This is a genomic window from Pseudomonas sp. JV449, from assembly GCF_032424295.1.
Lineage (GTDB): Bacteria > Pseudomonadota > Gammaproteobacteria > Pseudomonadales > Pseudomonadaceae > Aquipseudomonas > Aquipseudomonas marginalis.
Genome location: NZ_VYKD01000028.1, coordinates 428532 through 449323, shown reverse-complemented (window position 1 = coordinate 449323; position 20792 = coordinate 428532). Strand labels below are relative to the sequence as shown.

At 60.4% G+C, this 20792-nt stretch carries 15 protein-coding genes; 10 read left to right on the top strand and 5 right to left on the bottom strand.

Annotated elements, in window-relative coordinates:
- The 7 genes from ispG (at window position 1) to F6S08_RS25985 (ending at window position 8046) form a co-directional block, all read left to right on the top strand.
- Window positions 1-1110 carry a flavodoxin-dependent (E)-4-hydroxy-3-methylbut-2-enyl-diphosphate synthase gene (gene ispG, locus F6S08_RS26015; RefSeq protein ID WP_003175952.1) on the top strand — a complete coding sequence of 370 codons (1110 nt, stop codon included), beginning with the start codon at window positions 1-3 and terminating at the stop codon, window positions 1108-1110.
- Between the two features lie 23 nt (window positions 1111-1133).
- A complete protein-coding gene (gene hisS / locus F6S08_RS26010) occupies window positions 1134-2423 on the top strand; it encodes a histidine--tRNA ligase (protein WP_065924865.1) in 1290 nt (429 codons plus the stop codon).
- Window positions 2424-2464: 41 nt separating this feature from the next.
- The gene (locus tag F6S08_RS26005; protein WP_027605420.1) at window positions 2465-3106 is read left to right on the top strand and encodes a YfgM family protein; all 642 of its coding nucleotides are present in this window, start codon (window positions 2465-2467) and stop codon (window positions 3104-3106) included.
- Window positions 3099-4250 (top strand): outer membrane protein assembly factor BamB, encoded by a 1152-nt coding sequence (bamB, locus tag F6S08_RS26000; RefSeq protein WP_065924864.1) that lies wholly within the window; start codon window positions 3099-3101, stop codon window positions 4248-4250. The genes F6S08_RS26005 and bamB overlap by 8 nt, the downstream gene beginning before the upstream one ends.
- A gap of 204 nt (window positions 4251-4454) precedes the next feature.
- Window positions 4455-5924, top strand: a complete 1470-nt coding sequence (gene der, locus F6S08_RS25995; protein WP_065924863.1) for a ribosome biogenesis GTPase Der — start codon at window positions 4455-4457, stop codon at window positions 5922-5924.
- 194 nt (window positions 5925-6118) lie between these two features.
- Window positions 6119-7267 (top strand): pyridoxal phosphate-dependent aminotransferase, encoded by a 1149-nt coding sequence (locus tag F6S08_RS25990; RefSeq protein ID WP_065924862.1) that lies wholly within the window; start codon window positions 6119-6121, stop codon window positions 7265-7267.
- Window positions 7255-8046: an amidohydrolase gene (locus F6S08_RS25985; RefSeq protein ID WP_315872527.1), complete on the top strand. Its 792-nt coding sequence runs from the start codon at window positions 7255-7257 to the stop codon at window positions 8044-8046. Before F6S08_RS25990 ends, F6S08_RS25985 begins: the two co-directional genes overlap by 13 nt.
- A gap of 90 nt (window positions 8047-8136) precedes the next feature.
- Here F6S08_RS25985 and leuA read toward each other — a convergent pair whose 3' ends face one another.
- The 5 genes from leuA to F6S08_RS25960 form a co-directional block, all read right to left on the bottom strand.
- Window positions 8137-9816, bottom strand: coding sequence for a 2-isopropylmalate synthase (gene leuA, locus F6S08_RS25980; protein WP_027605424.1), 1680 nt, complete (start codon window positions 9814-9816; stop codon window positions 8137-8139).
- Window positions 9817-10186: 370 nt separating this feature from the next.
- The gene (locus F6S08_RS25975) at window positions 10187-14371 is read right to left on the bottom strand and encodes a membrane-targeted effector domain-containing toxin (protein WP_315872526.1); all 4185 of its coding nucleotides are present in this window, start codon (window positions 14369-14371) and stop codon (window positions 10187-10189) included.
- A gap of 231 nt (window positions 14372-14602) precedes the next feature.
- Window positions 14603-15424: a M23 family metallopeptidase gene (locus F6S08_RS25970; protein ID WP_074847583.1), complete on the bottom strand. Its 822-nt coding sequence runs from the start codon at window positions 15422-15424 to the stop codon at window positions 14603-14605.
- A 3-nt stretch (window positions 15425-15427) separates the two neighbouring features.
- Window positions 15428-16807 carry an exodeoxyribonuclease VII large subunit gene (xseA, locus tag F6S08_RS25965; protein ID WP_315872525.1) on the bottom strand — a complete coding sequence of 460 codons (1380 nt, stop codon included), beginning with the start codon at window positions 16805-16807 and terminating at the stop codon, window positions 15428-15430.
- 10 nt (window positions 16808-16817) lie between these two features.
- The gene (locus F6S08_RS25960; RefSeq protein WP_065924856.1) at window positions 16818-17708 is read right to left on the bottom strand and encodes a LysR family transcriptional regulator; all 891 of its coding nucleotides are present in this window, start codon (window positions 17706-17708) and stop codon (window positions 16818-16820) included.
- Between the two features lie 99 nt (window positions 17709-17807).
- Between F6S08_RS25960 and F6S08_RS25955 the strand changes: the two genes are divergently transcribed.
- The 3 genes from F6S08_RS25955 to guaB all read left to right on the top strand — a co-directional run bounded on the left by F6S08_RS25955 (window position 17808) and on the right by guaB (window position 20789).
- Window positions 17808-18575: a sulfite exporter TauE/SafE family protein gene (locus tag F6S08_RS25955; RefSeq protein ID WP_065947923.1), complete on the top strand. Its 768-nt coding sequence runs from the start codon at window positions 17808-17810 to the stop codon at window positions 18573-18575.
- A 91-nt stretch (window positions 18576-18666) separates the two neighbouring features.
- Window positions 18667-19215 (top strand): sugar ABC transporter ATPase, encoded by a 549-nt coding sequence (locus F6S08_RS25950; protein WP_065924854.1) that lies wholly within the window; start codon window positions 18667-18669, stop codon window positions 19213-19215.
- 104 nt (window positions 19216-19319) lie between these two features.
- Entirely contained in the window at window positions 19320-20789 is a 1470-nt protein-coding gene (gene guaB, locus F6S08_RS25945; protein ID WP_003209646.1) for an IMP dehydrogenase, read from the top strand.
- Window positions 20790-20792 lie beyond the last annotated feature (3 nt).

Below are 20792 nucleotides of genomic sequence, written 5' to 3'. Positions count from 1 at the left end.
ATGCACGGCGAATCTCCAATCAAACGTCGCGTATCGCGCAAGATCTGGGTCGGCTCGGTGCCGGTGGGTGGCGACGCCCCCATCGCGGTACAGAGCATGACCAACAGCGACACCAATGACGTTGCCGCTACCGTTGCCCAGATCAATCGCCTGGAAGCGGCCGGTGTAGACATCGTTCGGGTATCCGTCCCGGACATGGACGCTGCCGAGGCTTTCGGTCGCATCAAGCAGCTGGTCAAGGTGCCGCTGGTTGCCGACATTCACTTCGACTACAAGATCGCCTTGCGCGTGGCCGAGTTGGGTGTCGATTGCCTGCGCATCAACCCGGGCAACATCGGTCGTGAAGACCGTGTGCGCGCTGTGGTGGACGCTGCCCGTGATCGCGGGATCCCGATCCGCATCGGCGTCAACGCCGGTTCCCTGGAAAAAGACCTGCAAAAGAAGTACGGCGAGCCGACCCCGGCAGCGCTGGTCGAGTCTGCACTGCGTCATGTTGAACACCTCGAACGCCTGAACTTCCAGGACTTCAAGGTCAGCGTAAAGGCCTCCGACGTGTTCATGGCGGTGGAAGCCTACCGCCTGCTGGCCAAGGAAATCGTGCAGCCGCTGCACTTGGGCATCACCGAAGCCGGCGGTTTGCGCTCAGGCACAGTGAAATCTGCGGTGGGTCTCGGTATGCTGCTCGCCGAAGGGATTGGCGATACTATCCGCATCTCGTTGGCGGCAGACCCGGTAGAGGAAGTGAAAGTCGGCTACGACATTCTCAAATCCCTGCGTTTGCGTTCACGCGGCATCAACTTCATTGCCTGCCCGAGTTGCTCGCGGCAGAACTTCGACGTGGTGAAAACCATGAACGACCTGGAGTTGCGCCTCGAAGACCTGCTGGTGCCGCTGGATGTTGCAGTGATCGGTTGTGTGGTCAACGGCCCGGGTGAAGCCAAGGAAGCCCATGTGGGCTTGACCGGCGGTACACCGAACCTGATTTACATCGACGGTAAGCCGTCGCAGAAGTTAACGAATGACAATCTGGTGGATGAGCTGGAAAAGCTGATCCGCGAGAAAGCGGCCGAAAAGGTCGCGGCTGACGCAGCGCTGATCGCTCGCGGCTGATTGAACGAATTTAAGGATTTGATGTGAGCAAGTCTCTGCAAGCCATTCGTGGCATGAACGACATCCTGCCGGAGCAAACGCCGTTGTGGCGCTACCTCGAGGGTACTGTCGCGCGCCTGCTGGATAACTACGGTTACAAGCAGATCCGCATGCCGATCGTCGAGTTCACCGAGCTGTTCAAACGCTCCATCGGTGAAGTGACCGACATCGTCGAAAAAGAGATGTACACCTTTGAAGACCGTAACGGCGACTCCCTGACCTTGCGTCCGGAAGGTACTGCCGCGTGCGTGCGCGCCGTGCTTGAGCATGGCCTCACCGGTGCTGGCCAGCCGCAGAAACTGTGGTACATCGGCCCGATGTTCCGTCACGAACGTCCACAGAAAGGCCGTTATCGCCAGTTTCATCAGATCGGCCTGGAAGTATTCAACATCGACGGCCCGGACATCGACGCGGAGCTGATCGTGCTGACGTGGCGCCTATGGGGCCTGCTGGGCATCCGCGACGCGGTCAAGCTTGAGCTCAACAGCCTGGGCACCAGTGAATCCCGCGGCCGCTATAAAGTGGCCCTGGTCGAGTACCTGTCCGCCCACCTGGACAAGTTGGATGAAGACAGCCAGCGTCGTCTGAAGACCAACCCGTTGCGCGTCCTCGATACCAAGAACGCCGACACCCAGGCCGTGCTGGTCAATGCGCCGAAAATGGCCGATTACCTGGACGACGAATCCCGCATTCACTTCGAAGGCCTCAAGGCTCGTCTGGACGCGGCCGGCATTCCGTTCGTGATCAATACCAAGCTGGTGCGTGGCCTCGATTACTACAGCAAGACCGTGTTCGAGTGGGTCACCGACAAGCTCGGCGCCCAGGGCACCGTGTGTGCGGGTGGCCGTTACGACGGGCTGGTCGAGCAGATGGGCGGCAAGCCGACCACCGGCGTGGGCTTCGCCATGGGGATCGAGCGGCTGATCCTGCTGCTGGAAACCCTGGAGAAGGTTCCGGAAGAAATCTCCCGTCAGGTGGACGTGTACCTGTGTGCCTTTGGCGAGGCCGCCGAACTGGCCGCCCTGGCCCTGAGCGAAAAAGTACGTGACCAGTTGCCAAACCTGCGCCTTCAGGTCAATGCCGGCGCAGGCAGCTTCAAGAGCCAGTTCAAGAAGGCCGACAAGAGCGGTGCACTGTACGCACTGATCCTGGGCGATGACGAGCTGGCCCAGCAAGTGATAGGTTTCAAACCCCTGCGTGGCCAGGGCGAGCAACAGAACATTGCCTTTGATGCGCTCGCTGCGCACTTGGCCACCTGCGTCGTGCAGGGTTGAAGCTGTCGAACAGCCGAATTTAGCGATTAAGGAGTATTGGGGTGTCGAGTACTGATGATGAGCAGTTGGCCGAGTTCAAGGACTGGTGGCAGCGTAACGGCAAGCCCCTGGTTACTGGCGGTCTGCTGGCTTTAGTGGTGGTGTTCGGCTGGCAAGCCTGGACAAAGTATCAGGCCAACCAGTCCCAGGGCGCCTCGATCGTTTATCAGCAATTGCTGGAAACTACACTGACCCCGGACGGCAAGCCCGACCCCGCGCAGGTTGCAGACCTGGCCGGCAAGCTGAAGAACGAATTCGGCGGCAGCACCTACGCCCAATACGGCAGCCTGTTCGTCGCGAAAGTCGCGGTCGATACCGGCAAGCTGGATGACGCCGCCGCAGAACTCAAGGCCATCGCCGACAAGCCGACCAACCCGACCCTGGGTGAAATCGCGCGTCAGCGCCTGGCCCAGGTATTGGCGGCACAGAACAAGGCTGACGAAGCACTCAAACTGCTCGACGGCGATGCGGACAAGGCATTTGTAGCCACTCGCGAAGAGCTCAAGGGCGACCTGTTGGTCCAATTGGGTCGTACCGACGAAGCCAATGCTGCGTACAAGAAAGCCAAGGCGGCGCTGTCTGATGAAGCGGCAGTCGGTGGCTTACAAATCAAGCTGGACGACCTGGCCAAAGGGGATGCATGACGTGATCCGTTGGAAACATGCAGCATTGCTGGCTCTGGCCGTTCTGGCCGCGGGTTGCAGCAGCAACAGTAAAAAAGAACTGCCTCCGGCCGAGCTGACCAGCTTCAAGGAAGAAGTCGTCCTGCAAAAGCAATGGAGCCGCTCCATCGGTGACGGCCAGGGCGAGACCTACAATATGCTGGTGCCGGCAATCGACGGTGACAACATTGTGGCCGCTGACGTAACCGGCGTGGTGATCTCCATGGATCGCATGAACGGCGACGTGAAGTGGAAGAAAGACCTTGAATTGCCGGTGTCCGGCGCCGTAGGCGTGGGTTACGGCATGGTCATGCTCGGCACGCTCAAGGGCGAAGTCGTGGCGCTGGACTCCAGCACCGGTGAAGAGAAATGGCGCGCTCGCGTGACCAGTGAAGTCCTCGCACCGCCTGCCACCAACGGCGATATCGTCGTGGTGCAAACCCAGGATGACCGTGTGATCGGCCTGGACGCCAGCACCGGCGAACAGCGTTGGTTGTACGACAGCACCCCGGCGGTGCTGACCTTGCGCGGTACCAGTGGTCCGGTTGTGACCAACAATCTGGCCGTTGCAGGCCTGTCGACCGGTAAAGTAGTCGCCCTGGACACCAGGAACGGCGTGCCTGCCTGGGAAACCCGTGTGGCCATCCCCCAAGGTCGTTCCGAGCTGGATCGCGTAGTGGACATCGACGGTGGCTTGCTGCTGTCGGGCGAAACCCTCTACGTCGCCACTTACCAAGGCCGCGTTGCCGCGCTGGACCTGCAGAGCGGCCGTGTCAACTGGCAGCGCGATGCTTCCAGTTATGCGGGTGTCGCCCAAGGGTTTGGCAGCGTCTACGTAAGCCTGGCGTCCGGCACCGTTGAAAGTGTCGACGAGCGTTCCACCACTGCACTGTGGAGCAATGACTCCCTGGCCCGTCGTCAACTGTCGGCTCCGGAAGTGTTCTCCAGCTATGTAGCGGTCGGCGACTTCGAAGGCTACCTGCACCTGCTGAGCCAGGTGGATGGTCGTTTTGTAGGTCGTGAGCGTATCGACAGCGACGGCCTGCGTGCTCGTCCGCTGGTGGTGGGCAACATGCTTTATGTGTTTGGCAACAGCGGCAAGCTGGAAGCCCTGACCATCAAGTAAGAACTATGCTTGGGGGTAACCCCTCAAGCAGCTTCACCTGTAGGAGCGAGCTTGCTCGCGAAAATCGTTAACGATAACGCGTGCTGTCTGAATAAACGCGGTGCCATTGCGTTTTTCGCGAGCAAGCTCGCTCCTACAGTCGAGCACCAGCCGCTGCCTTGCAGCGGCTTTTGTATTTTCTGAAATAACGAAGTGGAGAGCCGCATGGTTCCCGTAATCGCCCTGGTGGGCCGACCTAACGTCGGCAAGTCCACCTTGTTCAACCGCCTGACCAGGACTCGTGACGCCATTGTCGGCGACTTGTCCGGTCTGACCCGTGATCGCCAATACGGTGAGGCAAAGTGGCAAGGGCGCTCCTACATTATTGTCGACACCGGTGGTATCTCCGGTGATGAGCATGGCATGGACGAAAAGATGGCCGAGCAGTCCCTGCTGGCCATTGAAGAAGCCGATGTCGTGTTGTTCCTGGTGGACGCCCGCGCGGGCTACACCGCTGCCGACCAGATGATTGGCGAGCACCTGCGCAAGCGCAACAAGCGTTCCTATCTGGTCGCCAACAAGATCGACAACATCGATCCTGAGGCGGCCCGTGCCGAATTCAGCCCGATGGGGCTTGGCGACGCGATCCCGGTCGCCGGTGCCCACGGTCGCGGCATCACCCAGATGCTGGAAGTCGCCCTGCGCGACTTCCCTAAGGATGACGCCGAGGAAGAAGAAGGCGAAGAAGAGATCGTTGCCGAAGGCGAGGAAGCCAAGCGCATTCCTGGCCCAAGCGAAAAAGACGGTATCAAGATTGCGATCATCGGTCGCCCGAACGTGGGCAAGTCGACCCTGGTCAACCGCATGCTCGGTGAAGACCGGGTAATCGTCTACGACCAGCCCGGCACCACCCGCGACAGCATCTACATCCCGTTCGAGCGTAACGACGAGAAGTACACGCTGATCGACACCGCCGGTGTGCGCAAACGCGGCAAGATCCACGAGGAAGTTGAAAAGTTCTCCGTGGTGAAAACCCTGCAGGCGATCAAAGACGCCAACGTGGTGATCTTCGTGATGGACGCCCGCGAAGGCGTGGTGGACCACGACCTCAACCTGCTGGGTTTTGCCCTCGAAGCCGGTCGTGCCCTGGTCATCGCGATCAACAAGTGGGACGGCATGACGCCGAGCGAGCGCGATTTCGTCAAGATCGAGCTGCAGCGCCGCCTGTTCTTCGTCGAGTTCGCCGATATCCACTTTATCTCGGCCCTGCACGGCACGGGTGTGGGTAACCTCTACGCTTCCGTACAGAACTCGTTCAAGTCCGCCGTTACCCGTTGGCCGACCAACCGTCTGACCCAGATCCTCGAAGACGCCGTTGGCGAGCACGCACCGCCGATGGTCAACAACCGCCGGATCAAACTGCGTTACGCCCACTTGGGTGGTGCCAACCCGCCGATTATCGTGATCCACGGTAACCAGATCGAGAAGGTGCCCAAGTCCTACGTGCGTTACCTGGAAAACACCTACCGCCGTGTCCTGAAACTGGTCGGTACGCCGATCCGTATCGAGTTCAAGGGTGGCGAGAACCCGTACGAAGGCAACAAGAACACATTGACTGACCGGCAGGTGAACAAGAAGCGTCGTTTGATGACTCACCACAAGAAGGCTGACAAGAAGCGCAGGGATAAAAAGTAGCAGCTGCAAGTTGTAAGCTACAAGCTGCAAGCTAAAGCGGGTTTGCTTGCGGCTTGAAGCTTACAGCTTGTAGCTCAAACCGCCAGGCACAAAAAAGGGCTCTGAATGAGCCCTTTTTTGTGCCTGGCGGTTTGCCCCTTGACCTGCTTGCAGCTTGCAGCTTAAAACTTGCAGCTCACCCGAAGGGGGCTCCCATGATCACCAGCAAGCTGCCAAATGTCGGCACGACTATTTTCACTACCATGTCGCAACTCGCTGCCGAAACCGGCGCGCTCAACCTGTCCCAGGGGTTTCCCGACTTCAATGGGCCTCAGGCTTTGCTCGATGCCGTGGGCAAACATGTCGCCAGCGGGCACAACCAATATTCACCGATGACCGGCCTGCCGGCCTTGCGCCAGCAAGTGGCGGCCAAGATCGCCCGCAGCTATGGCGCCACGGTGAATGCCGACAGTGAAGTGACCATCACCCCTGGCGCCACCGCCGCGATCTTCTGCGCGATCCAGGCGGTGATTCGCACTGGCGATGAGGTCATTGTGTTCGACCCCTGCTACGACAGCTATGAGCCCTCAGTCGAACTGGCCGGTGGCCGCTGCGTGCATGTGCAACTGAGCCTGCAAGGCTTTGCATTGGACTTCGAGAGGATCAAGGCCGCGCTGTCGCCACGTACGCGCATGATCATCCTCAATACTCCGCACAACCCAACCGGCGCGCTGATCAGCCGCGCCGAGCTGGACCAGTTGGCCGAACTGATCCGCGACCGCGATATCTACCTGGTCAGCGACGAGGTCTACGAACACCTGGTATTCGACGGCGTGCCCCACGTCAGCGTGCTGGCCCATGAAGAGCTGTACCCGCGAGCGTTCGTGGTCAGCTCCTTCGGCAAGACCTACCACGTCACCGGCTGGAAAACCGGCTACGTGGTCGCGCCACCGGCCCTGACGGCCGAACTGCGCAAGGTGCATCAATACGTCAATTTCTGTGGCGTGACCCCGTTGCAGTTCGCGTTGGCCGATTTCATGGCCGAACACCCGGAGCACGTCGATGAACTGCCGGGGTTCTACCAGGCCAAGCGCGACCTGTTCTGCGACCTGCTGGCACCGTCGCGTTTCAGCTTTAGCCGGGTGGCCGGTACCTACTTCCAGTTGGTCGATTACTCACAAATACGCCCGGACCTGGATGACGTCGCCATGTCCCTGTGGATGACCCGCGAGCATGGCGTGGCGACCATCCCGGTCTCGGTGTTCTACCAGAGCCCACCGCAAGGCCAGCGCCTGGTGCGCCTGTGTTTTGCCAAGCGCGAGGAGACGCTGCGACAAGCGGCTGAAAAACTATGCGTGATCTGACGGCATTGCCTGACTTGAATATCGCCCTGGTCCAGACCACCCTGGCCTGGCACGACCGCCAGGCCAACCTCGAGCATTTCGAGGGGCTGCTGGAGCAGGCCCGCGGTGCCGACCTGATCGTGCTGCCGGAAATGTTCACCACCGGTTTCTCCATGGCGTCGCAAACCCTCGCCGAGCCGGAAAACGGCCCGACCCATCAGTGGCTCCAGGCCCAGGCTGCGAAGTACAACGCCGTGATCACCGGCAGCGTGATCATCCAGGCCGCTGATGGCAGCCACCGCAACCGCCTGTTGTGGGCGCGGCCGGATGGCGAGGTGTTGCACTACGACAAGCGTCATCTGTTTCGTATGGCCGGTGAACACAATCACTACACCCCCGGCGAGCGCCAGGTGCAGTTCGAATTAAAAGGCTGGCGTGTTCGGCCGCTGATTTGCTACGACCTGCGCTTCCCGGTGTGGAGTCGGGATGCCCAGGACACTGACTTGCTGCTGTACACCGCCAATTGGCCGGGGGCGCGGCGCCAGCATTGGAACCGCTTGTTGCCGGCGCGGGCTATCGAGAACCTGTGCTACGTAGCGGCGGTGAATCGAGTGGGCACCGACGGCAAGGGCTTTGCCTACACCGGTGATAGCCAGGTGCTGGATTTCCAGGGTGAGAGCCTGCTGAGTGCGGGGGAGGCGGACGGGGTGTTCCAGGTGTGCCTGGACGCGGCTGAACTGGCGGCGTACCGCACCAGGTTTCCGGCGAACCTGGATGCCGATAGCTTTCAGTTTGTCTGACAGGCCGTTATCGGGGGCAACCCAAATCTGAAACTCAATAAAAAAGGCCCCTGGGTTCTCACCCAGGGGCCTTCTGTATGACGGCGAAGGTTACGCCGCTTTCGCTTCCTGCTGGCTCAACGAGCGGTTCAGCGCACTGAACAGTGCCTTGAAGCTCGCCGTGGTGATGTTTTCATCAATACCCACGCCATGCACCGGGCGTTCACCGTTCACACGCAGCTCGATATAGGCCGCGGCCTTGGCGTTGGTGCCCGCGCCGATGGCATGTTCGTTGTAGTCCATGATCTCCACCCCAATCGGCAGGCCGGCTACCAGGGCTTCCAGTGCGCCGTTGCCTTTGCCTTTCCAGTGCAGGTTGGTTTCGCCCTGGCCCTTGCCCGAGACTTCCACTTCGACAAAGCTGTTGCCGTTTTCTTCCTGCAGGCGATGGCTGACCAGCGCGTACGGAGTGTTGGCTTGCAGGTATTCACGCTGCAGCAACGCGTAGATCTGCGGTGCGGTCATCTCCAGGCCCACACGGTCGGTTTCGGCCTGGACCACCTGGCTGAATTCGATCTGCATGCGGCGCGGCAAGCTGATGTCGTATTCCTGCTCCAGCAGGTAGGCGATGCCGCCTTTGCCCGACTGGCTGTTCACCCGAATCACCGCCTCGTAGCTGCGACCGATATCGGCCGGATCGATCGGCAAGTACGGCACTTCCCACAGCGCATCCTCTTTCTGCTGGGAGAAGCCTTTGCGGATCGCGTCCTGGTGAGAACCGGAGAAGGCGGTGTGCACCAGATCGCCGACGTACGGATGACGTGGGTGTACCTGGATCTGGTTGCACTCCTCGACGACTTTACGCACGCCGTCGATGTCGGAGAAGTCCAGCTGCGGGTCGAGGCCCTGGGTGTACATGTTCAAGGCCACGGTGACGAGGTCGACGTTACCGGTACGCTCGCCGTTACCGAACAGGCAACCCTCGACACGGTCCGCGCCGGCCATCAGGCCCAGCTCGGTGGCGGCTACGCCGGTGCCGCGGTCGTTGTGGGTGTGCAGGCTGATGATCACGCTGTCGCGACGGTTGATATGGCGACCGAACCACTCGATCTGGTCGGCATAGATGTTCGGCGTCGCGCACTCGACGGTGGCTGGCAGGTTGAGGATCATCTTGTGCTCAGGCGTCGGGTTCCAGACCTCGATCACGGCATCGCAGACTTCCTTGGCGAACTCCAGTTCGGTAGCGCTGAAAGTCTCCGGCGAGTACTCGAAGGTCCACTGGGTTTCCGGCTGCTGGGCGGCGTACTTGACGAACAGCTTGGCCGCGTTGACCGCGATGGCCTTGATGCCGTCCTTGTCCTGGTTGAACACGATGCGGCGGAACGACGGCGATGTGGCGTTGTACAGGTGCACGATGGCCTTTTTGGCGCCGCGCAGGGATTCGAAGGTGCGTGCGATCAAGTCTTCACGGCCCTGGGTCAGCACCTGGATGGTGGTGTCCTCGGGGATGTGGTTGTCTTCGATCAGGGTACGCACGAAGTCGAAGTCGGTTTGCGATGCGGCAGGGAACGACGCCTCGATTTCCTTCACGCCGACCGCGACCAGGGTCTTCCAGAAGCGCAGCTTTTTCACCGCGTCCATCGGCTCGATCAGCGACTGGTTGCCATCACGCAGGTCGGAACTGCACCAGATCGGCGCGGTGGTGATGGTTTTGGAAGGCCAGGTGCGGTCCGGGATATCGATGGTCGGAAACGCGCGGTACTTCGAAGACGGGTCTTTGAGCATGCTCATCGGGAAATCCTTTGTTGTAGGGGCCGAGAAAAGGCGGCCTGCCGTAGAACTGTTTTTAGGGATAAAACGTAAAGACGAGGCAGATCGATTCAGCCTGGCAGTCGTGCGCTGACGAGGCACAGGCTGCGGTGCTGGCGAAGCTGGATGAGGGTGTGAGAGGTTTTCATGGATTTAACCCTACCCGGGGGGGATAGGAGATGGCAAGCGCTCAAGAAAAATTGATAGAAAATCTACGGTTTCGCATTTTTGTAGTTTTTTATTGTTTGTTTTGTGGTTTTTTGTGGTTTTTATTTTGCTCATCTTCGTGGGTGCGCAATGGGCGGTTGCCGTACGGCGACGTTAGCGCCGGTACGGCATCCTGGGTTGCCTGCTACGGTAGTCGTAGATCATCAACGTTTTGCTTGAATTCAATATCCGGTTGTAAATCGGCGAAACTTGGGGAGGTAGTGTCTTTCGCGGCTGGGGGGATCGCCAAGCTTTTTGCGCCCTGGGGAGCCTCGATAATCGAGATTCCGACCCCTTTGTTCAACTCGGCAACCCCTGGAACACCGGCGGCCGTATTCATGTGCACGTTGCCAACCAACGCCACCCATTTCTCCCCCGGTGGTGTCTTCCCAATGATTTTTGTCGCGTAGTAATTGAAGTCTGACAAGCGCTCTTGGACGTAGCCTTGGTTACCAGCCCTGGCCGCGAAGTTATCGCTATGGGCTGTGAGGTAAGGATGCTCGAGCCCTATGACCTTAATGCCGTGTTTGTCGGCTTCCTGAATGAGGTCATACGGGGTCGGACTGTTTGGTGCATAGGTTGAGTAATCGTAAGGGCGGGGATAGGCATATCTCGCATCCTGAGGTTGATAGGCGCCGGCGCCGAACACTGGAGAGCCCTCGAAGTACGGGGCATTTTCGAGATAAATCGTTGTGACTCCGTTTGCTTTTAAGTTCGCCATGTTTTCAATGATGAACTTGTAGCCCCCTGGCTCGTCGTGAAGTTCGCCTATGACCAGGCCATTTACATCGGCTGGCGCCAAGGTCGATTTAATCAGCTGGGCCGACGTCGCATTGTCAGGGATGGCTGGAATGGCAGGCCGTGCCGGCAGTTGCCCCGCACTCATGCGGGCAAAGAAGTCCTGCACGTCACGCCTGAACCAACGCCTCAGTTGCCCGGTGGTGGCCGCGTTCCCGTCGAAGTCTCTGGCCGCTTGGCCACTGAGCACGCGATCCATATATTCGTCGCCCGGTGGTGAAGTTCGTCCTCTGTGCCTCTTGGCGCCGGGCAACTCACTCAGGCGCCATTCCCCTGTCCCGGTTGATTCCATGAACGCCACATTCTTGTAGATGCTGGGGGCATCCGACGGCACTTTGGGATCGATAATACTGACCCGCCCATGCCTGGCGTTGAACACAGAATAAATCTGGTAGGGGCGGTTGATTCCGGTGCTGTCGGTATAGCGGATGTAACAGTTTTCTCCCACTTGATAAATGCCATTGGCGTCTGGTCTGACGCCTCTAAGCGTGTCTTCAGGGACGGAATAGGCGCTCAGGTCTCGCGGTGGCGTAACGGATTGCGCGACGGGGCTGGGGATTGCCTGGGACGCCCTGATGCCCGCGCTGGTCGAAGGGACGGCAGGCGGGACAGGCGCGCCGGGCGGGGGCGTTCCCTGGGTGAGCAGCGACCTTGCGACGGGAGCGGCGGGGACGGGCGTTCCCGCCGCGCGAAACACCGGACGCAAAGGCGTGCTCGGCACATGGGGCAGGCCTGATGCAAGCGCGGTGAAGTCGGCGAAAAGGTTGACACGGCCGCCGCGTGTGAGCAGTCCACCTGGCAAGTGCCGGGCATTGCCCTGGATGGTTTTCAGTGCCGCTCGGCCGAGCCGACTGCCCACCTTTACCCCGGTAGAAATGCCCTTGCCGATGACTGGTATGAAGTCCAGAAACAGGCTGCCCACCTCCACGCCAAACATGATCTTGTTACGCGTCGATTCGGCGTTCACTTCTGCGCTGCTGGTTGACTGGAAGTCGGCTTTATCGATTAGCAAGCGCGTCTGTTGAGTGAACAATTCATCGTGGATGTCTGTTTCCATCGGCTTTAGGGTTATGGAACCAGCGAGGCTTTTTCTTCCTTTGTCAAGAACCTCGGCGGCTGCAAGAAGGTCGGTGCCCCCACTGGTGACGACTCGGCGCGCAGCGTCCACGGATTGCTGAAAATCGTCCTTTTCCGTTGGCGATTTTCTGCTCTGGGTATAGGCCTGCCATTCTTTCTTCTCCAGCAGCGTCGTCAATGCGTCCAGGTTGGGCAGTTCCCTGAACGCCAGTCCGTCGGGGGCTCCGGGGCTGTAGAGCACCACAGAAGCGTCGGTTTGATTGCCGATGACCATCACGCCGCGAACCGGTAGGCCCAGCTGGAGCAGGGTGTTGGCAACAATCGTTTGTCCATCCACCTTCGCACGCTGGGCCGGATCCGGATGATCCAGAACCGCGTTGATCCACTGTACGCCCCGCTTCAAGGTCTTGTCGGTGCTGGCATCGGCTTGGAACCCACCGGGGTTGAGTTGTGCCAGGAAGGCTTCTTTCACCATCAAGTCGGCATTGCTGGCTTTCCACGCCTTGTGTAAATCAGCAGCCGGCCCCGATGCGGCATCCGGCGCCATGCGCGTCTCCAGCAGCTTGGTGTATTCGCCACCCACATCTGCGGTGTAGACCAGGTGCTTGAGTTGTTGTGTATCGAGGGTGATCGGCCGCCTCTGATCATCTGGAACCGGTGAGCCCTTGGTGTCTTGCAGCGCCAGGGTCATGGTGGTTTCGGTGTGCTTGTGGCTTTCGCCCATTTCCCAGTGGCTTGGGTTTTTCAGGGCCAGGTCGGACAGTGACAGATAGGTGATGGTAGTGGAGGGGGGTTGTGGAATGCCGGAGCGACCGAGGTGGAAACGCGTCTTGGTGACTACTTTAACCATCAGTTGATCGGCGTCCACATTGGCCTGGGGGTAAGCCTGTTTCAGCGCCTCATTCATTTGCGACGTGGCAAAGCTGGATAAGGACGGAATGTTTTCCAGCAGGGGGGCGAGTTGTTCAGCGCTCTTTGTCGCTTTCCCTTCCAAGTGGCTGTAGAGCAATTCTTGAGCGGGGCTGAGGTTTTTCAACCAGCCCGGCTGGCCTTTCTCGGCCAATTTCTCGTTACGCGCAAGCATGGCGTTGCTGCCGTCGACTTGTGCCGACCAGTCAGCGGCATCATCCAGGGCCGTCATGAGCGTCGGCCCCAGCGTTGATGTGGGGCTTGATGGCCGCTGCGGGGTGAATGTCCTGGCCATCAACGCATCGACTTCCGCGCCCTGGCGCTGGAGCAGCAAATTTATCCCCTCTGCCTGCACATCCCCGGCCAGGGGGGCCACGCCTAGCATCAAGTCATCCCCCGTAGGCGGCGACGCGCGGTTTTGCAGCGAAAGCGGCAGGCTTTGCCTCAACAGCTCGGCGGCCGGCCCGCCGCTGTCGAGCCGTTGCGCCAATGCTTCGCGTAACAGTGCCGGGGTTGCGAATTCCTCGAAACCTTCGCTGGGGGTATAGAGCACCACGGGGCCATTCTGGTCGTTGAGCTTAATCTCCCGACCGGTGGCAGGCCAGGTCGGGGTGGACGCTGAAGAGCCATCCTTGCTGGTGATCATGAACGCACCGGCGAAGGCTGCACCCTGTACTGTGCCGTCATCAATGGTGATGGGGTACACACCGGGCCTTGATCCGTCAGGCAGTTTACTTTCCCGTTCCTCTAGAGACGGGTAGCGCAGCGCGTTGTCGATCAACTCTTTACTGGCCGGGCTCAGCGTGCCGTCCATCTTGCGGATGGCTGCCAAGGTCGACAGTTGCTGTTTGTGGACCCATAACAGTTGGTCCTGTGGCGAGGGCGAGTTCGCTGAAAGCTGGGGCGTGGTCCAGTATTCCCGAAGCGTCTGAGCGTACTCGGTGGCAATGCTCCTGGCGATGGTGTGCAGCGAGGCGGTGGGCTGGAGGACATTGACTGCCTCATCGGGCGCTGGCCGGGTCACAAATTCGGTCCTGACCCCCGGTGTCTCGAATAGCTGTTTGCTCGGGTTGGCATAGATTTCCCGAATCGCACGGCTCAAGGCAGTCATTATCGGCTCGGAGGATTTCAACTGTTCTACGCCGTTGTTTGACGTATAGCTATTGAACGAAACCTTGTCCGGGTCGAGGGGATTCAGTTGAGGAAACGCCTGTGCCAGCCGTGTCTGCAAAAAGTTTTTGAAATCAGGACGCTGGCGTTGCTCTGAGGCCATCTCGTCCATGAGGCTGGAGTACTGTTCATTCAGTAGCTGCAGATCGCCGATCTTGAAGTGATTCGAGAGAGGGCTGCGGATGGCAGTGGCGGGGTTTATGCCCGATGAGTAAGGGGCGGAGAGGCTGGCGAGTCCCCGTATGGACGAACGAGACTTGGCGGGGGCGGGTTGTGGGCCTGGGCTGTCGTTCTGGGCTGTTGGCGTAGATGATGCAGGGCGAGAAGGTGGAATAACGGTTTGGGGTTGCGCGGGCCTGAAGTCAGAGATATGCATTAAGGAAACTCCACAAGACTTGCTTTATGTGTCCTTGTGAGCGAATTGTCCTCCCTGGGATTCGATGTGTGGGTGGCAAGTCAAGCGATGACGGTTCCTTCGAAAATAGGCGGGAATGGCGACGCACTGTGTCGAGATCGGCGCCATGGTTGTTGAAAGAGGGCGGTCGTCAGTGACCGGTCTATACGTGGGGTTTGAACGTCCAGACCGGGCTGAATGCGCTGCCGCGTATCAGGGCTGGAAGGCGCCGATAAATATCGCAGGATCGACCCGTGCGTCATTGAGGCTGATATTCCAATGCATATGCGGCCCGGTCGCACGGCCCGTCGAGCCGACCTTGCCCACCACCGTACCGCGCACCAGTTGATCGCCGACTTTTACATCGATCTTCGACATATGGCAGAACATGCTGATAAAGCCCTGGCCGTGGTCGACAAACACGGTATTGCCATTGAAGAAGTAGTTGCCGGTCAGAATCACCTTACCGTTCGCCGGCGTCTTGATCGGTGTACCGGCCGGCACGGCAAAGTCCAGGCCCGAATGAGGATTGCGCTCTTCATCGTTGAAGAAACGGCGTACGCCAAACTTGCTCGACAGCGGCCCGTTCACCGGTTTGTCCAGCACCAGGTTGCTCGGCAGGTTCGGGCTGAAACTGCGATAGGCCTTGAGCTGCACGGCCAACTCGCCCTCGATGCGCTTGAGCTGCGCCGGGTTGGGGTTGACCTGGCTTTTGTTCTTCAGGGTGATGCGCTGTTCCGGGTATTTCTTGTAGCCGACGATAAACGGCAGGCTGCGCCCGCCGCTGCTGATGCGCTCGTTGCCCGGCTTGACCGTCAGCGGGATGCCGACAATCGCCAGCCAGTTGTCCTGCTCCTTCACCACCAGCACGGGTTTGCCCTGGTACGTGGCTTTCGGCGCGGTAGCCGAAGGGCCGAGTTCAACCACCGCAACGCCGCCGGGCACCGGCTTGTTCAAGGTACGGCTGATATAGCTGTCGGCATGAGCGTTAACGGCGAGGCATAGCAGCAACAACACACTAAAGAAACGTGGCATCAATCAATCCAATAACGAAAGGGTGACGGGGGTCAGGTGGTTATCTTCCACTCGCACCTGCAATTGGCCTTCACCGAGGCGCGCGGTGAGGCGCTGGCCGGTGTGGGTCTGCGCGGCGTTGCGGATGGCCTGGCCACGCTCGTCGAGCAAAATGCTGTAGCCACGGCCCAAGGTTGCCAGCGGGCTGACTACGTGCAACGTCTGCACCTGGCTTTGCAGTTGCAGGCGACGCGCCTTGAGGCCTTCGCGCATGGCGCGGGGCAGGCGTTCGGCAAGGCTGTCCAGGCGCTGGCGCAGCAGGGCCAACTGGCGCCCCGGATGCTGGCCGGCGAGACGGGTTTCCAGGCGGATCAGGCGTTCGCGGCGGGTATTGAGGCTGCGCTCGAAGGCGCGGCGCAGGCGCATATCCAGGTCATCCAGGCGCTGGGCCTGCTGGCGCAGACGTTCGCCGGGGTGCCGCAGGCGCCGGGCCATGCCTTCCAGGCGCAGGCGGTCGTGGGTCAGGCGATTGCGCATCAGCATCACCAAGCGGCGGTGCAGGCTTTCGACCTGGCGCACCAGGTTGCCGGCGTCGGGGGCCAGCAACTCAGCGGCCGCCGAAGGTGTGGGCGCGCGTACGTCGGCAACGAAATCGCTGATGGACACATCGGTTTCATGGCCGACGGCACTGACGATTGGCGTCACGCAAGCATCCACTGCCCGCGCCACGGCTTCTTCGTTGAAGCACCAGAGGTCTTCCAGCGAACCGCCGCCACGGGCCAGGATCAGCGCGTCAAAGCCACGGGCATCCGCCAGCTTCAGCGCGCGCACAATCTGCGGGATCGCTTCGCGGCCTTGTACGGCGGTGGGGATCAACGTCAATTGCACCTGGGGCGCGCGACGACGGAACACGCTGATGATGTCGCGGATCACCGCACCGGTGGGCGAACTGATAATGCCGATGCGGCGCGGGTGCGCGGGCAGCGGCACCTTGCGTTCGGCACTGAACAGGCCCTCGGCGCTGAGTTTTTCCTTCAGGGCATCGAAGGCCAGGCGCAGCGCGCCATCCCCGGCGGGTTCGACGGTATCGAGGATCAACTGGTAGTCGCCACGGCCCTCGAACAGCGAGACCTTGCCGCGTATCTTCACCGCCAGGCCATCCTTCAACGCCTGGCGGACCCGCGCGGCGTTATTGCGAAACAGCGCACAACGCACCTGGGCGCCACTGTCCTTGAGGGTGAAGTACACATGGCCGGAGGCCGGGCGGGCGAGGTTGGAGATCTCGCCTTCGACCCAGATATTGGTGAACACGTCTTCCAGCAACACCCGCGCGCGGCCGTTGAGCTGGCTGACAGTCAGGACTTCGCGGTCCAGGCCCAAGCGGGCAAAGGGATCTTTAATCATGGGCGGCAGTTTATAGGCATTCGTGCAGGGTTTGACAGAACTGCTCCACCAACGCGCTCGGTGACTGCTGGCAGGCCAGGGCGACGGTGCTCAGGCAGTCCGGGTCGGCCAGGGGCAAAAAGTGCACGTTGGCGGGGGCGATGTCCTGCATGGACTTTGGCAGCAAGGCTATACCGAAACCGGCCTGGATCAACTGCAACTGGGTGGTTTTGCGTGACATCACTCGCGCGGCCTTGGGGAAAAATCCCGCACGCATGCACAGTTCGGCCGACAGATAACTCAGGCCGCCACGCTGGGGATGGGGGATCGAGATAAACGCCTGGTCTTTCAGTTGCTCCAGTTCGATGGGCGCCTGGCTGCGTGCCAGCGCATGACTCGCAGGCACGGCCAGCAGCAGGGGTTCGCTGTATAAAGGCATGACCCGTACACCTTCGCGCTGGCGCAGCACGGGTAAACGCAGCACCCCGACTTCCAGGCGACCGTCGGCGATTTCTTCCAGCTGCGCTTCGGAGGACAGTTTGCCGATATCCATCGACACCCCAGGGCAGCGCTCCAGCCAGGTGCCGATGCCTTGCAGTAAAGGCCCGCTCATCGGCACGGTGCTCGAATGGCTGAGGCGCAGTGTGCCCAATTCGCCGTTGCCCACTTGGGTCGCCATCTGGCTGGCCTTGAGCAATTCGCCCAGCAGGTTGCGCGCCCGTGGATAGAAGGCTTCACCGGCGGCAGTCAGCCGCGGCTGGCGCGCGGTGCGTTCGAACAGCGGGGTTCGCAGTTGGTTTTCCAGCTCCTTGATCTGCCGGCTCAGGGCCGATTGCGCCACGAACAAACGTTCGGCGGCGGCACTGAAGCTGCCGCTGTCGGCGATTTCGACGAAGTAACGCAGTTGGCGGGTGGAGATCACACGTCATGCCTTTTCGAGATAGGTGGAGGGCCTTGAAGATATTAGTCGGATCCCTTACCGATGGCTAAAGTGATGGTCATCTCCAATAAGGAATTACCCATGAGCCCGGTTGAGCTGATGAGTCAGTGGTCGTTTGGTGGTATGGATTGGCTGGTGATCGGCCTGGGCGTGGTGGTGGCCTATATCGTGTTCGGCATCGCCGGTTTTGGCACGGCGCTGGTGGCGGGGCCGATCCTGATTGTGTTTATGCCGCTGTCGAAGATCATCCCGCTGCTGGTGCTGCTGGATTTCGTCGCGGCCTTCGGCGGCCTGCTGCAAACGCGCCGGGACGTGAACAAGCCGGAGCTGCTGCGATTGCTGCCGTGCATGGCGATTGGCTGCACCCTGGGCGTGGTGTTTCTGCTCAACCTGCATTCGGACCTGTTGCTGCTGCTGATGGGGCTGTTTATCAGCGCCTATGCGATCTACAGCCTGGCGGTGAAAACCCGGCCAACGCAGCTGGCCGCTGGCTGGTCGATCCCCATGGGCACCGTAGGCGGGTTGTTCGGTGCGTTGTTCGGCAGTGGTGGCTTTTTATATGCAATCTACCTCAACAGCCGCTTGCCCAAGGACGCGGCGCGCGCCACCCAAAGCGCGCTGATCAGTTGCAGCACGGTGGTGCGCCTGAGCCTGTTCCTGATCGCCGGGGTGTATGCTGACTGGCCGCTGTTGATGTTGGCGCTGTGCCTGCTGCCGGCGATGGCCCTGGGGCTGTGGTGTGGGCGCAGGCTGACCATGCGCATGTCCCGTGAGGCCTTCGTCCGGCTGGTGACGTGGTTGGTGCTGGCCAGTGGCATTGCGTTGATTGGGCGGTACTTGAGCACTTGACCTGATTTCTTCAGGGATTAAGCTGCCGTCCTCCCGGGCCTCATCGCGGGCTTGTCCGCGATGAGGCCAGAAGCCACGCCGCAGGTCTCCCATGAATTCCCAAAGCATCCTTGTCCCGAAAATCTCCACCTTGCCCGTCCACGAACCCCGCGCCCGGGCGATCGTGCGGTGGCTGGTGCGCAAGAACATCATCAAGGAAGAACTGACCACCTGTGGCCGCACCGGCAACCGCATGGCCTATGCCCTGGCCGACGGCGCCCGCGCCGTGGTGCTGCACCCCGAGGCGTTGCCGTTCAACGAGCCGGTCAACGGCCTGGAGATCATCTACAAGCGCTGCATCTATACCCCGGCCAAGGGCTTTCTCGAAGAAGCCGGCTGCCCGGAATGCCTCAAGGAAGTCGGCGAGGCGCTGTTCGAAAGCCTGGAAGACTGGATGCCCGGCCACACCGACAACTTCACCTGCCCGCTGTGTGGGCATGAAGATGACATCAACGGCTTCCTGTTCCTGCAGGCGTGCGGGTTTTCCAACCTGGGGTTCATCTTCAACAACTGGGCGGAGGCGGGGTTCAAGCAGAGCTTTATCGACGAATTCGCCGATTGGCTGGACCAGAAGATCAGTTGGGTCAAAGTCGAGCTGTAGTCCTTCTATCACTATTCCCAAATATGTCAGAGTTTTACATTGAGACCTGGGGGGTGTCTGAGTATAATGGCGCGCTTCCATTTTCCCGCTCGGGAGCCCCCGCGATGCTGCGTATCAGCCAAGAAGCTCTGACATTCGACGACATTCTCCTAGTGCCCGGTTATTCCGAGGTGCTTCCTAACGAAGTCAGTCTCAAGACCCGCCTAACCCGTGGCATCGAGCTGAATATTCCCCTGGTTTCCGCTGCCATGGACACCGTCACCGAAGCCCGTCTGGCCATTGCCATGGCCCAGGAAGGCGGCATCGGCATCATTCACAAGAACATGACCATCGAGCAGCAAGCTGCCGAAGTGCGCAAGGTCAAGCGTTACGAAGCCGGTGTGGTGAAGGATCCGATCACCATCGAAGCCGACGCTACCGTGCGTGACCTGTTCGACCTGACTCGCCTGCACAACATCTCCGGCGTTCCGGTACTGCACGATGGCGACCTGGTCGGCATCGTCACTTCCCGTGACGTGCGTTTCGAGAACCGTCTTGAAGTCACCGTCCGCGAAGTGATGACGCCTAAAGAGCGCCTCGTGACTGTCAAGGAAGGCGCCGACAAGAACGACGTGCGCGAACTGCTGCACAAGCACCGCATCGAGCGCGTGCTGATCGTCGACGACAAATTCGCCCTCAAAGGGATGATGACCGTCAACGACATCGAAAAAGCCAAAGCTTACCCGCTGGCCAGCAAGGATGACCAAGGTCGTCTGCGCGTCGGCGCTGCGGTCGGTACCGGCAAAGACACTGGCGACCGCGTAGCGGCCCTGGTCGCTGCCGGCGTTGACGTGGTAGTGGTCGACACTGCCCACGGTCACTCCAAAGGCGTGATCGACCGCGTTCGCTGGGTCAAGCAGAACTTCCCTGACGTGCAGGTGATCGGCGGCAACATTGCTACCGGCGCGGCCGCCAAGGCCCTGGCCGAAGCCGGTGCCGATGCGGTCAAGGTCGGTATCGGCCCTGGCTCGATCTGCACCACGCGTATCGTTGCCGGTGTGGGCGTGCCGCAAATCAGCGCCATCGCCAACGTCGCCGCGGCCCTTGAAGGCACTGGCGTACCGTTGATCGCCGACGGCGGCATCCGTTTCTCCGGTGACCTGTCCAAGGCCATCGTTGCCGGTGCTTCCTGCGTGATGATGGGCTCGATGTTCGCCGGTACCGAAGAAGCGCCGGGCGAGATCGAACTGTTCCAGGGCCGTTCCTACAAGGCTTACCGCGGCATGGGTTCGCTGGGCGCCATGTCCCAGGCGCAAGGCTCTTCCGACCGTTACTTCCAGGACTCCTCGGCAGGCGCCGAGAAGCTCGTGCCGGAAGGCATCGAAGGCCGTGTGCCGTACAAGGGCACCCTGAGCGCCATCATCCATCAACTGATGGGCGGCCTGCGTTCCTCGATGGGCTACACCGGCAGCGCCGACATCGAAGAAATGCGCACCAAGCCAGAGTTCGTACGGATCACCGGCGCAGGCATGGCTGAATCCCATGTCCACGACGTGCAGATCACCAAGGAAGCGCCAAACTACCGCGTAGGTTGAGGC

Excerpts from the sequence above, each read along its gene's own strand:
- xseA (WP_315872525.1), bottom strand. The coding sequence starts at position 16,807 with ATGATTAAAGATCCCTTTGCCCGCTTGGGCCTGGACCGCGAAGTCCTG.
- der (WP_065924863.1), top strand. The coding sequence starts at position 4,455 with ATGGTTCCCGTAATCGCCCTGGTGGGCCGACCTAACGTCGGCAAGTCC.
- F6S08_RS25950 (WP_065924854.1), top strand. The coding sequence starts at position 18,667 with ATGAATTCCCAAAGCATCCTTGTCCCGAAAATCTCCACCTTGCCCGTC.
- bamB (WP_065924864.1), top strand. The coding sequence starts at position 3,099 with ATGCATGACGTGATCCGTTGGAAACATGCAGCATTGCTGGCTCTGGCC.
- F6S08_RS25990 (WP_065924862.1), top strand. The coding sequence starts at position 6,119 with ATGATCACCAGCAAGCTGCCAAATGTCGGCACGACTATTTTCACTACC.
- guaB (WP_003209646.1), top strand. The coding sequence starts at position 19,320 with ATGCTGCGTATCAGCCAAGAAGCTCTGACATTCGACGACATTCTCCTA.
- F6S08_RS25975 (WP_315872526.1), bottom strand. The coding sequence starts at position 14,371 with ATGCATATCTCTGACTTCAGGCCCGCGCAACCCCAAACCGTTATTCCA.
- F6S08_RS25970 (WP_074847583.1), bottom strand. The coding sequence starts at position 15,424 with ATGCCACGTTTCTTTAGTGTGTTGTTGCTGCTATGCCTCGCCGTTAAC.
- ispG (WP_003175952.1), top strand. The coding sequence starts at position 1 with ATGCACGGCGAATCTCCAATCAAACGTCGCGTATCGCGCAAGATCTGG.
- F6S08_RS25985 (WP_315872527.1), top strand. The coding sequence starts at position 7,255 with ATGCGTGATCTGACGGCATTGCCTGACTTGAATATCGCCCTGGTCCAG.
- F6S08_RS25955 (WP_065947923.1), top strand. The coding sequence starts at position 17,808 with ATGAGCCCGGTTGAGCTGATGAGTCAGTGGTCGTTTGGTGGTATGGAT.
- leuA (WP_027605424.1), bottom strand. The coding sequence starts at position 9,816 with ATGAGCATGCTCAAAGACCCGTCTTCGAAGTACCGCGCGTTTCCGACC.